Consider the following 13,462-nt stretch of genomic DNA (forward strand, 5'->3'; position numbering starts at 1 on the left):
ACGAAGGGTCGAGGGGGCGCGGGGATGGGCCGAGGGCCGACGAACGAGACGTTCCGGCGGATCCGGGCGCTTTACGCGACGGGGCCGGTGGGGGACCTGGACGACGCACGGCTGCTGGAGCGGTTCGCGGTCGGCGAGGGGCTGGATCGCGAGGACGCCTTCGCGGCGCTGGTGCGGCGGCACGGGCCGATGGTGCTCTCGGTCTGCCGGCGGATGCTCGACGGACATGGGCCCGGGCGGACCGACGCCGACGACGCGTTCCAGGCCGTCTTCCTGATCCTCGCCCGCAAGGCCGGCTCGCTGCGGCGTCCCGACGACCTGCGGCCCTGGCTCTACGGCGTGGCCGTCCGCACCGGGAAGGAGGCCCGCCGCCGCGCCCTGCGGCTCCGCGACCGGGAAGGGGGGCCGCTCGACGACGCCCTCGCCGCGCCGGCCCCGGCGGACGCCGACCTGGCCGACCTCCGCGCGGCGCTCGACGAGGAGTTGGAGCGGCTCCCCGGCCGCTACCGCGAGCCGATTTTGCTCTGCGAGCTGGAGGGCGCCTCGCGCCGCGACGCCGCCTCGCGGCTGGGCCTGGCCGAAGGGACGCTTTCGAGCCGCCTCGCCCGGGGCCGCAACCTCCTGCGCGACCGCCTCGCCCGCCGCGGCCTGGCCGTCGGGTCGCTCGGCGCGGCGCTGGTCCCCCGGCCGGCGACGGCCGGCCTCGCCGCGCTGGTCGACGCCTCGACCCGCCTCGCCGCCAACGTCCGGTCTCCGCACGCCGGGACGGTCCCGGCCTCGGTCGCCGCCCTCGCCGAAGGAGTCCTCGCCATGCTCGCCGCCGCCCGATGGAAAGCCGCCGCCTCGTCCGCCGCGGGCCTCGCCGCCCTCGCCCTCACCGCCGGCCTGGCCTGGGGGTATGGGGGCCTCGCCCCGCAGCCCGATCCGGCGCCCGCCGTCGCCCCGGCCGACGAGCCCGAGCCCGCGAAGCAGACCGGCCCGGTCCGCCTCCGGGGCGTGGTCGTCGACGAGGCCGACCGCCCGCTCGCCGGGGCCGAGGTGCGGCTCGACCCCGAGTCGATCCGCGAGGTCCGCGCGACGACCGGCCCGGACGGCGCTTACGAGATGGCCGTCGACCGGCCGAACCTGGGCAACTGGACGATCCTGGCGCGGACGGACGACGGCCGTTCGGCCGGGCTCCTGCGGGTCGATCGCGAGCTGACGCCGGCCCAGGCCCAGGAACCGGCGAGGATCGTCGTCCGGCCGTCTCGCGAGGTCCGCGTCCGCGTCGCCGACGCGGCCGGGGATCCCGCGGCCGGCGTGACGGTCGAGGCCGTCGCCGCCTACAACGCAGTCGCCCACGAGACCACCGGGCCCGACGGCGAGGCCCGCCTGCTCGTCCCCGCCGACGCCGTCGTCCCCTGGATCACCGCCCAGAAGCCGGCGGCCGGCTTCGACTACGCGGAGTTCGGCGAGGGCCGCGCCGGCGACCGGGTCGAGGGCGTGAAGGCCGACGCCCTGCCGGCGTTCGTCGCCCTGACCCTCGGCGAGCCCCGGACCGTGCGGATCCGGGCCGTCGACGAGGAAGGCCGGCCCGCCGCCGGCGTCGGCTTCTACGTCTGGCTGCTGAAGCGCGACGACCGGGCGAGCGTGGTCAACTACGCGAGCCGGATCCATCACGAGACGACCGGCCCGGACGGCGTGGCGACCTTCGACTGGCTGCCGAGGTCGAAGTACAGCCTGGCCTTCTGGCCGATGGGCGACGGGATCACCTCGCGACGCATCGTCATCGAGGAGGACCAGCCCGACGAAGTGTCCGCACGGCTGGAGCGGGACGTGAAGATCCGCGGCCGGGTCACGCGGCCCGACGGCTCGCCGGCGCGGGGGATCAAGGTCCTCGCGTTCGGGTCGGGCCGGGGGAACGACCGCGGCTACGAACGGACGCGGACGGACGACGAGGGCCGGTATACGTTGCAGGTCCCTCCGGGCGAGACCTACGCCGTGTGGGTCGACGACCGCGATTGGACCGCCCCGGCGCGGATGGACGTCGTCGCCCCGGCGGGGAGGCCGATCGAGGGGGTCGACATCGGCCTGGTGAAGGGGACGCTCGTGAAGGGGAGGCTGACCGTCGGCCCCGACCGACGCCCGGCGACCCAGGCCTGGGTCCACGCCCAGCAGACCCGCGGCGCCGCGCCGGACGACCCGCGCGAGGGAGGGGAAGCCGCCGACCGCCGGGTCCGGATGTTCGCGAACGCGGACGTCGAGCCCGACGGCTCCTATGCGCTCCGCCTGCCCCCCGGGACGTACGAGCTGACCGGCCCGGTCCGCGACGACCGCTCGACCCTCGTCGTGGGCGACGAGCCGGTGCTGATCCGCGACTTCCACATGGACCGGCCCGAGCGCGGGCGGTTCTCCGGGAGGGTGGTCGACGAGTCGGGCAAGCCGGCGGCGGGCGCCCGGGTGGAGATCGCGGAGGTCTCCGGCATCCCCTTCACGGTGGTCGCCGACGCCGACGGCCGATTCCAGACCGAGCGTCGGCTCGAACGGACCTACGTCTGCGTGAAGACCGCCGACGGCGGCCTGGGCGCCCTCGTCGAGGTCGGCCCCGACGAGCCGGAGGTCGCCCTCGTGCTCGCCCCCACCGCGACGGCGACCGGCCGGATCCTCGACGAGAAGGGGGAGCCGGCGCGGCGGGAGAAGCTGGAGTGGGGCTTCCAGGTCCACGACCGGGAGACCCGCGACGGCACCTCGTATACGGCCTTCGCGCCCGAGGTGGTCACCGACGACGAGGGCCGGTTCACGCTGCCGCCGCTGGTCGTCGGCCAGCGTTACGAGATCCGCATTCGCCGCGACGACGTCTACCACCTGGCCGGCGTCGCCAAGCCTGACAAGCCCGGCCTTATGGACCTGGGCGACCTTAGCGTCGGATCGGAACGCGCCGCGTCCACCTTCCGCGACGACGCGCCCGACGTCGGCGACGTCGCCCCGCCGATCGACGCGACGACGCTCGACGGGGAGCCGCTGCGGCTGTCGGACTTCGCCGGCAAGTACGTCCTGCTCGGCTTCTGGGCGACCTGGTGCGGGCCGTGTCTCGCCGAGGAGCCGCACATCCGGGCCGCGTACGACGCCTTCGGGAAGGACGGCCGGCTGGCGATCGTCGGCCTCAGCCTGGACGAGTCGATCGACGCCCCGCGCAAGTTCCAGGACGAGCACAAGGTCCCCTGGACGATGGCCTTCCTCAACGGCGGCACCCAGGGCCCCAACGCCGCCTACGGCGTCCGCGCGATCCCGTCATTGGTCCTCGTCGGCCCCGACGGCAAGATCGTCGCCCGTGGCCTGCGCGGGGCGGGGATCCAGGCCGCCGTGGCGAAGGCGCTGAGCGCCAAGCCGTGAATGCGACGGCTTCCCGCGCCCGCGCGACGACCCTAGAATGGGGGCGGAGAAGGGAGGGCCGTTCTCATGGACAGGATCCTGCGAGGCGTCATTCGCGGACGGACGATCGAGCTGGACGAGGAGACCGGCATCGAGGACGGCCGGAGGGTCGAGGTCGTCCTCCGGTCGAAGAAGTCGCTCCCCGGCCCGCCCCCCGGCTGGACCCCCGGCGTCCTCAGCTCGGCCGCCGGCGCGCTGGCCGGGATCTGGACCGAGGAGGACGACCGCGTCCTGGAGGAGATCGAGCGGGATCGCCATCGGCCGTCGAGCCGCGAGGCACCCGAGTGAGCTTCCTCCTGGATACGAACATCCTCTCCGCCTACCTGCGACGGCCTTCGAGCCTGGGCCATCGCTTCGTCCAGCATTCCGGACGCCTGTACACGTCGAGCATCTGCGTGGCGGAACTCTCCGTGTGGGCGCTCGCACGCCCGGCCGCCGATCCTCTCCGCGAGGCCCTCGACGACCTGCTCTTCCGCGAGGTCGGCGTCCTCGACTTCGACGCCGATTGCGCCTCCGAGTTTGGGCGGCTTCGCGTCGAGTTGAGGCGAGTCGGGGTCGGCGTCGACGGCATGGACCTGCTGATCGCCGCCACGGCGATGGTCTACGACCTGACCCTGGTCACGCACAACACGGCGCACTTCATAAGCATTCCCGGGCTGCGGACTGAAGACTGGCTCGTCGACTGAACCGATCGGCCCCGAAGGCAAGATCCTCGCCCGTGGCCTGCGCGGGGAGGGCGTCAAGGACGCCCTGGCGAAGGCGATCGGCGTGAAGCCCTGAGAGGGCGGCCTCGTTGGACGCGGGCGAGGCGCTTCCCCATCATGCAGGCCCCGCCCGCCCGACCTTTGGGGCGGACGCCCGCGTCGGCTGGTCATCCGACGGCGTTCCTGATCGTCTTCCCCCTCATCCGGCCCTGACGGGCCGCCTTCCCCCGCGAGGTGGGGGAAGGGGGTAGGGCGGGTCACTTGTAGACGGCGACGCCGGGGACGGCTTCCTTGAACTTGGCGACGGCCTCGGGGGAGACGTTGGCGCCGATCAGGTAGACGGACTTGAGGCTCTTGACCTCCTTGAGGGTCTCCAGGCCGGCGTCGGTGACGGCGGTGCGGCTGAGGGCGAGGACCTGGAGGTTGGGGAGGCCCTTCAGGTGGGCCAGGCCCGCGTCGCCGACCTTGCTGTTGGTCAGGAAGAGCATGGTCAGGCCCTTGAGGTCCTTGATCTGTTCGAGGCCGGCGTCGGTGATCGCGGGGCTCATCAGGGTGAGCGCGGTGAGGCCGGGCAGCTCCTTGAGCGGGGCGAGCGCGGCGTCGGCGATCTGGGGGGTGTCGATGTAGACGACCTGGAGGTTGGGGATGGTCTTGAGGAAGCCCAGCCCTTCCTTGTCGCCGGACCAGGTCTTGAGGATGTTGACCGTGGCGACCTCGGCCCCGTCCTTCCCCTTGTCGACCGTGAGCGACGCGCCGAGCTTCTCGACCTCGACCTTGGCGAGCTTGGTCTTCAGCTCGGCGACCTCCTTCTGGAGGGCGGCGATCTGCTCCTTGAGCTTGGCCGGGTCTTCGGCCGGGGGTGCGGCGGCGGGGGGCTCCTCCTTCTTGGCCTCCTGGGCGAGGGCCGGGAGGGCCGCGGTCAGGGCGAGGAGGAGGAGGGCGAGCGGGCGGAGTCGGAGTAGCGGGGTCATGGTGGAGGGGCTCCCGGGTTGCGGCTTCGCATCGGTCGTGGGCTGGCCAGGGTAACCCGGCCCTCGCGGCGACGCAACCCGCAGGGTCCCCCGGGGGTCACGACAGCAGGAATTCCAGGTCCTCGCGGGTGAGGCCCGAGATGACGCGGTTGTCGGCGTTGAGGATGGCGTCGGCCAGGTCGCGCTTCTTCTGCTGGAGCTCGAGGATCTTCTCCTCGACGGTGTTCCGGCAGATGAGCCGGTAGGCGAAGACGTGCTGGGTCTGGCCGATCCGGTGCGAGCGGTCGATGGCCTGGGCCTCGACGGCGGGGTTCCACCAGGGGTCCAGCAGGTAGACGTACTCGGCGGCGGTCAGGTTGAGGCCCAGCCCGCCGGCCTTGAGGCTGATGAGGAAGATCGGGCATTCCGTGTCGTTCTGGAACCGGTCGACCTTGGCGGCGCGGTTGCGGGTGCGGCCGTCGAGGTACTCGTAGACGAGCCCCTCCTGGTCGAGCCGCTCCTTGACGATCGACAGGAAGCTGGTGAACTGCGAGAAGACGAGGACCTTGTGCCCCTCCTCGACGATCTCGGCCAGCGAGGGCATGAGCAGGTCGAGCTTGGCGCTGGGGCTGGAGTTGAGGTCGGGGCTGATGAGGCCGGGGTGGCAGGCGGCCTGGCGGAGCCGCAGGAGCGCCTCCAGGACCTCGATCTTGGAGCGGTTCAGCTCGGCGGAGTCCTTCTTCAGGAGGGCGTCGCGGTAGTGGACCCGCAGCTCCTCGTAGGTCCGGCGCTGTTCCGACTCCATGTCGCAGTAGAGGGTCTGCTCGGTCTTGTCGGGGAGGTCCTTGACGACCTCGGACTTGGTCCGTCGGAGGATGAACGGCCGCAGGGCCTTGGCCAAAAGCGAGCGGTCCTCGCCCTCGGCGAGGGTGGACGACCCGGCGTAGCGCTTGAAGACGGTGTCGCTGCCGAGCATGCCGGGGTTGAGGAATTCCAGGAGCGACCAGAGCTCGCCGATGTGGTTCTCGATGGGCGTGCCGCTGATGGCCAGGCGGTGGCGGGAGCGGAGCAGCCGGGCGGCCTTGGCGGACTGGCTCTCGGCGTTCTTGATGGCCTGGGCCTCGTCGAGGATGACGTAGTCGAACTCGACCTCCACCAGCTCGGCGATGTCGGTCCGCATGGTGCCGTAGGTGGTGACGATCAGGTCGTACTCGTCGAACTTCTCGCGGAGCGGGTGGCGGCCGGGGCCGGTGTAGTCCAGGACGCGGAGCCGGGGGGTGAACTTCTCGGCCTCCTGGAGCCAGTTGAAGACGAGCGAGCGGGGGACGACGGCCAGGGTGGGGCCCTTGGCCTGGCGTCGGAACCGCCGGCGCTGCAGCAGCGCGAGCACCTGGATCGTCTTGCCGAGGCCCATGTCGTCGGCGAGGATGCCGCCGAAGCCGAACCGCTGGAGGTAGTCGAGCCAGCCCAGGCCCTCGCGCTGGTAGGCGCGGAGCTCGCCGTGGAACCCGGGGGGGGAGTCGAGCGGGACGACGCCGTCGAACTGGCGGAGGTTCTTGCGGACCTTGGCGAAGGCCTCGTCGATCTGGATCTCGGGCTGGTTCTCCAAAAGCGCGTCGAGGAGCCCGGCCTGGGAGGCGTTGAACCGCAGCGCGCCGTTCTCGCCGGCGGCGCCGAGGTCGGCGAGCAGGCCGTAGCGCTTCAGCCACTCCTCCGGGAGCATGCCCATCGAGCCGTCGCCCAGCTCGATCATGGCCTCGCCGCGGCGGGCGGCGGCGAGCAGCTCGGGGAGCGAGACGCTCTGGCCGCCGTAGTCGACGCCGCCGTCGAGGTCGAACCAGTCGATGCCGGTGGAGAGGGCCAGCTTGAACTCGCCGGCGGGGCGGATCAGCTTCCCCTCGGCCTCGATCCGCCAGCCCTCCTGGACCAGCTCCTTGGTGACGGCGTCCATCCGCTTGGCGGGGAGTTCCAGCGTGTTGGGGTCGAGCCGGGGGTCCTTGGCCTCGCGGAAGCCCAGCTCGAACAGCTTGACGTCGGCGGCCGACTCGGTGCGGGGGTCGCGGCGGATGACCAGGCCCAGCTCGGTCGAGACGGCCAGGGGGGTCGTCCGGCCGGCGGGGATCAGGGCGCCGTCGTAGTCGAACTCCAGCTCGGCGAGGAGCTTGTCGGCGGCCAGGCCCCAGTTCTGGCGGGGCGTGCGCAGGGTGAGGCTGGGGCGGGGCTTGACGGCGATCTCCTCCAGCGCCATCGTCTCGACCAGCTCGCCCGCCGGGACGCGGGCCTCGGCCAGGATCCGGCCGAGCATCAGGTCCTGCTGGGGCTCGACGAAGGTGATCTCCTTCTCGTAGCGGAGCCGGACGATCCAGGTCATGACCCCCAGGTCGTCGAACCGGGCGGCGCGGCCGACCCCCAGGACCAGGAGGCCGGGGACGAGGACCAAAGGCTCGGCCAGGTCCATGCGGTTGTCGCCGCGGCGGAGGACGCCGCGCCACGACCAGCGCTTGCCGCCGGCCTCGGCGCGGAGGTCCAGGGCGAACCGCCAGGGCTGGCCGTCGTCCCAGCGCATGGTGGGGGGCTCGTCCTCGCCGTCGGTGCGGCGGAGGCGGAGCCGGCCGCTGCGGGCGAGCCGCTCGACGAGCGAGGCCTGGTCCTTGCGGAGGATGAACCGGCGGGTGCCGCGGAGCTCGGCGGCCGGGTTGGCGCGGCGGGCGGGGGCGGCCGGGGCCGCGGCGGCGCCGTCCTCGCCCGGGGGGTGGCCGTGGCCGTTGAGGCCGGCGGTCAGGGTGGGGACGCCGTGGTGGGCCTCGTCCAAGAGGGCCAGGAGCAGGCGGTCCTCGGGGTCGTACTTGACGTGGGCCGCCTTGGGGGCGTACCACCAGGGCCGCAGCGGGCCCCACTCGCCGGTGGGCTTGCGCTGGCGGCGGGCCAGGTCGATGACCACCTGGTTCTGGGCCTGGGTGGCGGCGACGTCGAGGACGTAGACCAACAGCCGCTTGGCGTTGCGGTTGACGGCCTTGGCCCCGGCCGCGCCGGCGCCGGCGCGGCCGGCGGCGGCGTCCTCGCGGCGGGCCTTGTTCCGCGCCGCGCGGGCCTCGCGGGCGGAGGCCGGCGTCCAGGTCCCGGAAGGGCCCGAGGGGGGCGCGGGGCCGGCGGGGCCGGCCGAGCGGTCGCCGCCGGCCGCGCCGTTGCGGTCGCGGCCGCGGGCGGCGGCGCGGCGGTCCTTGGCGGCGTTGTTGCGGCCCCGGGCCGGGCGGTTGGGGACCTGGCCCGCCGGCGGCCGGGGCGCGCCGATGATCACGTCGCGGCCGTAGTCCGCGCCCAGCAGCTCGTCCAGGGGGTCGAGGGCCGGGGCCGGGGCGGGGCCCGACGCGGGGCGAGGCGCGTCGTCCCCCGGGGCGGCGCCCGGGGGCTGGGGCGGGGCCGAGCCCGGCGCGCGGCGGGGGGGCTCGGCCACCAGCCGCACGGCCATGTTCGGGGGCGACTGGAGGAACCCCCGCGAGTCGGCCAGCATCAGGGTGGCCCAGAGGTGCTTGCAGGGCTCCCCCTGGGGCCCGAAGTACGGGCACGAGCAGGTCGCCAGCAGCCGGGCCCCCCGGAGCCGCGCGCGGACCCGGTACTTGGTCGTCCCGCGCACGCGGGCGACGACCTCGTTGGGCTTCGCCGACATCAGGCTGACGCGGCCCTTCGTGAAGTACGACTGGCCTCGCGCGCGGACGGCGTCGCTGAAATTTCGCGCGACTTTCTGGGCGATCCCCATCATCGATTCCCACCCTGAACGCATCGGCCGGAGGGCCGGCCCGGCCCCGGGGTTCGCTCCCCCGCGGCGGGCCTCCCCGTCCTCGTCCCTTCCCGTCCGTCTCCCTCGCGTCGCGCCCCGCGGCCTCGGCCTTCGGCCGCCGCCCGGGCGCGCCCCGGCGTCCGTCGTCAGACGTCGAGGTTCTTGACCTCCAGCGCGTGCTTCTCGATGAAGTTCCGCCGGGGCTCGACGTCGTCGCCCATGAGGGTCGAGAACAGGTCGTTGGCCGCGGCGGCGTCGTCGAGCCGGACCTGCATGAGCGTCCGGCGCGAGGGGTCCATCGTGGTGTCCCAGAGCTGGTCGGCGTCCATCTCGCCGAGGCCCTTGAAGCGGGTGATCTTGTTCCCCTTCTCGCCCAGCTTGCGGATCGTCGGCGCCAGCGATCGGAGGTCCAGAAGCGGGTGCTCCTCGCCGTCGCGGTGGAGGACGAACCGGGGCGGCGGGTCGTCGCCGGTCACCTCCACGGCCATCAGCGAGTCGGCGCGCAGGCCGTACTCGTCGCGGAGCCGCGCCAGGTGCTTGTTGATCGTCTTGACCTCCAGGAACTCGTGGACCCGGTGCGTCGCCGTCGGCGAGGCCGTCGCGGCGGGCCCGGCCGCCCCGTCGGCCGCGGTCGCGCCGTCGGCCTCGGCCCGGGACGGGTGGGCGGCCTCGAAGTCCTCCTGGGTCCAGTAGGGGGCCTCGCGGCCGTGCTCGTCCTCGACGAGGTAGAGGGGCAGCAGCCCGGCGCGGGGGTCGGCCTTGGGGTCGGTGGCCGGGTTGGCGAACTTGAGGAACTCGCGGAGCGAGCGGTTGCGGCGGCCGAAGGCCCGCAGGCCGTGCTCGATCGCGCCCCCCAGCTCGACGAGGTGCTTGAGCCGCTCCCCCTCGATCGCGCCGGGGCGGGCGGCGGGGCCGGACTCGGCCTCGTCGGGCGAGACCGGGGCGTCGGCCGGGACCAGGACGGCGTCGGCCAGGCCGGCGGACATCAGGATCGCCTGCATCTGGTCCTCGGTCTGGACGTAGCGGCGGTCCTTCTTGCCGCCCGAGAGCATGTACAGCGGGGGCTGGGCGACGTACAGGTGCCCCTCGGCCACCAGCCGGGGCATCTGGCGGTAGAAGAACGTCATCAGGAGCGTGCGGATGTGCGAGCCGTCGACGTCGGCGTCGCTCATCAGGACGACCTTGCCGTAGCGCCGCTTGCCCGGGTCTTCTTCCTCGCCGATGCCGTTGCCGACGGCGGTGATGATGTTGCGGACCTCCTCGTTGCCCAGCACGCGGTCGAGCCGGGCGCGCTCGACGTTGAGGATCTTGCCCCGCAGCGGCAGGATGGCCTGGTACATCCGGTCGCGGCCCCCTTCGGCCGTGCCGCCGGCGGAGTCGCCCTCGACGAGGAACAGCTCGCTGGAGTCCTGGTCGTGGCTGGTGCAGTCCATCAGCTTGCCGGGGAGGCCGCCGCCGGAGAGCACCCCCTTGCGGTTGCGGACCAGCTCGCGGGCCTTCCGCGCCGCCTCGCGCGCCTCGGCGGCGAGCAGGGCCTTGGCGACGATCTTCTTGGCGGTCGCGGGGTTGTTCTCCAGGTACTCGGCCAGCTTCTCGTTCACCACCCGGGCGACGATCCCCTCGACCTCGCCGTTGCCCAGCTTGGTCTTGGTCTGGCCCTCGAACTGGGGGTCGGGGACGCGGACGCTGATGATCGCGGTGAGGCCCTCCTTGAAGTCCTCGCCGGTGATCGCCAGGTCCTTCCGGTTGGCCGGCGCGGCGCCCTTGGCGTACTGGTTGAGCGTCCGGGTCAGGGCGGCGCGGAAGCCGGTGAGGTGGGTGCCCCCCTCGACCGTGCTGATGTTGTTGCAGTAGGAGACGACCATCTCGCTGATCGAGTCGTTGTACTGCAGGGCGACGTCGACCTCGACGGCCCGCTCGTCGTCGCGGCCGGTCAGCAGGACCGGCGTGTGGAACGGCGTCTGCGCCCGGTTGAGGTAGGCGACGAACTCGGCCAGGCCCTCGGACGAGAAGAACTCGTCGCTCCGGGGCTCCTCGCCGCGCTCGTCGGCCAGGCGGATGCGGATCCCCTTGTTCAGGAACGACAGCTCGCGGAGCCGCTTCTCCAGGATGTCGTACGAGAACTCGATCGTGCTGAAGATGGAGGCGTCGGGGAGGAACCGGATGGTGGTGCCGGTGGTCTTGGCGGCCCCCTGGGCCTTCACCGGCCCGAGCGCCGCGCCCTGCTCGTACTGCTGGCGCCAGACCTGGCCGTCGCGGCGGACCTCGGCCTCCAGCCATTCCGAGAGGGCGTTGACCACCGTCACGCCGACGCCGTGGAGGCCGCCGGAGACCTTGTAGGTGTCGTGGTCGAACTTGCCGCCGGCGTGGACCTTGGTGAGCACGATCTCCAGGGTGCTCTTGCCCGAGTCGCCGTGCGCGTCGACGGGGATGCCGCGGCCGTCGTCGACGACCGAGGCCGAGCCGTCGGGGTGGATCGTCACCTGGATGTTCTTGCAGTGGCCGGCCATCGCCTCGTCGATCGAGTTGTCCACCACCTCGTAGACCAGGTGGTGGAGCCCGCGCGACGTGGTGTCGCCGATGTACATGCCGGGGCGCTTGCGGACCGCCTCGATCCCCTCGAGGACCCGGATGTTGGCGCCGGTGTAGGAGCCCTCGGGCCCCACGGCCACGGCCCCGTCGCCCACGATCCCGTTCGCGTCGACGCCTTCGTTCTTGCTCAAGTCCATCGCGGCGGTTCCTCGATTCGTCCTGTCCCTCGGTGGTCCTTCCTCAGCGCGTCCGTGCGGCGGTCCGTATCCGATCCGATGCGATGCCATGCGGCCGGCGTCCCGGCGCGGGGGGCGGGCGGGGCGGGGGCCCCCTCGGGCGGCCGGCGATCCGGGCGGGGGCGGCCCCCGCCTCGGCTCACGGGCCCACCGGGCCGATCCGGAACCGCAGGTCGTCGATCCGGGCGTCCGGGCAGGCCTCGCGGAGGGCCCGCAGCAGCTCCCCCTTGCGGTACGCGGACAGCTCCTCGAGCAGGGCCGGGTGGTCGACGGTGACGGTCAGGGTCCCCCGGCGGACGTCCCCCAGGCGGGTCCGGCCCCGGTGCGGCTCGCCCACCGCGGCGTCCCAGGCGGACTGCAGCTCGACCATCGCGTGGAGCCGGCCGTAGCCGCGCAGGGCGAACAGCTCGCCGAGCACGTCGGACAGGGGCCGGGGGCCGCGCTGGTCGGGGTTGGGCATGCGGGTCTGGCGTCCTGGCTGGCCGGGTCGATCGGTCGGCCGGTGGGGCCGGGGCCTCAGCGCTCGCGCGTCAGGGGCATCACGACGTAGGTGTAATCGTCCGGGGTCTTGAACACGGCGGCGTTCTTGGCGTCGATCAGCTCGGCGGTGATCTCGGCGTCGTCGTCCAGGGTCTTCAGGGCGTCGAGCAGGTAGCGGGGGTCGAACGTGATGTCGACGGGCTTGCCCTGGTAGTCCAGCGGCAGGTCCACCTGGGCGCTGCCGACGTCGGCCGCCTGGCTCGACAGCACCAGGGCCCCGGGCCCGAACTGGAAGTCGACCCCCCGGCTCTCGTCGCTGGTGACGATCGAGGCCTGCTCGACGGCCAGCCGGAGCGGGCCCACCGTCATCGGCACCCGGGTCTCGACGCTCGTGGGGAAGACGTCCTGATAGCGCGGGAACCGGCCCTCGACGAGTCGGCTGTAGATCACGGCCCCCTCGGTCCGCACCAGCACGGCCGCCCCGGACTGGATCGTCAGGTGGACGAGCAGGTCGTCGTCGACGAGGTTCCGCTCGATCAGCTTCAGGGCCTTGACCGGGATCACCGGCGTCCCCGAGGGCGCGGGCGGGTCGTTCTCGGACTGGGCCTCGGCGGACATCTTCGCCAGCCGGCGGCCGTCGGTCCCGATCATCGACACGCCGTCGGGCCTCAGCTCGACGAGCACGCCCCCCAGGGCGTACCGGGCGCTCTCCAGGTCGGTGGCGAACACGGTCCGGCGGATCAGCTTCTTGAGGTTGCCCGACAGGATCACATGATACCGATCGGCGGCGAAATCGGGAACCTCGGGATAGAGGCTCGGGTCCTCCAGCGGCAGCTTGAAGCTGGAACGGGCCCCCTTGACCAGCAGGTGCTCCTCGGTCGTCTCCAGGAGCAGGTCCTGGTCGCCGCTGGTCCGCAGGATCGGGCCGATCTTGGCCGTCGGCAGGATCGCCGAGCCGGCCGCCTCGACCTTGACCCCCAGGACCCGGTGGCGGATCCCCACCTCCAGGTCGGTCCCCATCAGGACCGAGCCCTCCTCGTCGTCGACCGTGAGCTTGACGTTCTGCAGGATCGGCTTGGGACTCCGCGTGGGCACGACGCCGCTGACCATGTTGAACGCGGTGAGCAGTCCTTCGCGATTGCACAATGCCCTCATGCGCGTGCCTCGTTCTGGGACGTTGCGTTGCTCGGCCCCGGTCGCATTCCGCCGGGCCGAAAGGGATGAAGGGGGAGGGCCGGAGCCGCCTCGCCACGTCGCGGATCGACGGCGGGCGGGGAAGGGGGGGACGCATCGAGCCGCCCGCGTCCGCTCATCTCCGATAGGTTCGTCGCCGCTCCATCATACCACGATCGAGGGCCCGGCGCACCCCCC

8 protein-coding genes are annotated in these 13,462 nt (G+C 72.9%); 3 read left to right on the forward strand and 5 right to left on the reverse strand.

The features are described 5' to 3' along the window. The first annotated feature begins 24 nt into the window (after window positions 1–24). The 3 genes from G6O68_RS08935 to G6O68_RS08945 all read left to right on the forward strand — a co-directional run bounded on the left by G6O68_RS08935 (window position 25) and on the right by G6O68_RS08945 (window position 4,097). Window positions 25–3,372: a sigma-70 family RNA polymerase sigma factor gene (locus G6O68_RS08935; protein ID WP_165246772.1), complete on the forward strand. Its 3,348-nt coding sequence runs from the start codon at window positions 25–27 to the stop codon at window positions 3,370–3,372. A 66-nt stretch (window positions 3,373–3,438) separates the two neighbouring features. After that, window positions 3,439–3,699 (forward strand): hypothetical protein, encoded by a 261-nt coding sequence (locus tag G6O68_RS08940; protein WP_165246774.1) that lies wholly within the window; start codon window positions 3,439–3,441, stop codon window positions 3,697–3,699. Continuing rightward, the gene (locus tag G6O68_RS08945; RefSeq protein ID WP_165246776.1) at window positions 3,696–4,097 is read left to right on the forward strand and encodes a type II toxin-antitoxin system VapC family toxin; all 402 of its coding nucleotides are present in this window, start codon (window positions 3,696–3,698) and stop codon (window positions 4,095–4,097) included. Before G6O68_RS08940 ends, G6O68_RS08945 begins: the two co-directional genes overlap by 4 nt. 275 nt (window positions 4,098–4,372) lie before the next feature. On the opposite strand, the gene G6O68_RS08950 is transcribed toward G6O68_RS08945, so the two are convergent. The 5 genes from G6O68_RS08950 to dnaN all read right to left on the reverse strand — a co-directional run bounded on the left by G6O68_RS08950 (window position 4,373) and on the right by dnaN (window position 13,246). Further along, window positions 4,373–5,086, reverse strand: coding sequence for a hypothetical protein (locus G6O68_RS08950; RefSeq protein WP_165246778.1), 714 nt, complete (start codon window positions 5,084–5,086; stop codon window positions 4,373–4,375). 97 nt (window positions 5,087–5,183) lie between these two features. Continuing rightward, complete coding sequence (locus tag G6O68_RS33225; RefSeq protein ID WP_165246780.1) at window positions 5,184–8,825, reverse strand: DEAD/DEAH box helicase; 3,642 nt, start codon at window positions 8,823–8,825, stop codon at window positions 5,184–5,186. Window positions 8,826–8,989: 164 nt separating this feature from the next. Further along, the gene (gyrB, locus tag G6O68_RS08960; RefSeq protein WP_165246782.1) at window positions 8,990–11,572 is read right to left on the reverse strand and encodes a DNA topoisomerase (ATP-hydrolyzing) subunit B; all 2,583 of its coding nucleotides are present in this window, start codon (window positions 11,570–11,572) and stop codon (window positions 8,990–8,992) included. 178 nt (window positions 11,573–11,750) lie between these two features. After that, on the reverse strand, window positions 11,751–12,071 hold the full coding sequence (locus tag G6O68_RS08965; protein ID WP_165246784.1) for a DUF721 domain-containing protein: 321 nt from the start codon (window positions 12,069–12,071) through the stop codon (window positions 11,751–11,753). A gap of 56 nt (window positions 12,072–12,127) precedes the next feature. Continuing rightward, window positions 12,128–13,246: a DNA polymerase III subunit beta gene (gene dnaN, locus G6O68_RS08970; RefSeq protein ID WP_165246786.1), complete on the reverse strand. Its 1,119-nt coding sequence runs from the start codon at window positions 13,244–13,246 to the stop codon at window positions 12,128–12,130. Between the last annotated feature and the right edge of the window lie 216 nt (window positions 13,247–13,462).

Source organism: Paludisphaera soli, assembly GCF_011064595.1.
GTDB lineage: Bacteria > Planctomycetota > Planctomycetia > Isosphaerales > Isosphaeraceae > Paludisphaera > Paludisphaera soli.

What these genes read in the sequence shown, in the direction of transcription:
- G6O68_RS08935 (WP_165246772.1), top strand. Translation starts at nt 25, where the DNA reads ATGGGCCGAGGGCCGACGAACGAGACGTTCCGGCGGATCCGGGCGCTT.
- G6O68_RS08940 (WP_165246774.1), top strand. Translation starts at nt 3,439, where the DNA reads ATGGACAGGATCCTGCGAGGCGTCATTCGCGGACGGACGATCGAGCTG.
- G6O68_RS08950 (WP_165246778.1), bottom strand. Translation starts at nt 5,086, where the DNA reads ATGACCCCGCTACTCCGACTCCGCCCGCTCGCCCTCCTCCTCCTCGCC.
- G6O68_RS33225 (WP_165246780.1), bottom strand. Translation starts at nt 8,825, where the DNA reads ATGATGGGGATCGCCCAGAAAGTCGCGCGAAATTTCAGCGACGCCGTC.
- gyrB (WP_165246782.1), bottom strand. Translation starts at nt 11,572, where the DNA reads ATGGACTTGAGCAAGAACGAAGGCGTCGACGCGAACGGGATCGTGGGC.
- G6O68_RS08965 (WP_165246784.1), bottom strand. Translation starts at nt 12,071, where the DNA reads ATGCCCAACCCCGACCAGCGCGGCCCCCGGCCCCTGTCCGACGTGCTC.
- dnaN (WP_165246786.1), bottom strand. Translation starts at nt 13,246, where the DNA reads ATGAGGGCATTGTGCAATCGCGAAGGACTGCTCACCGCGTTCAACATG.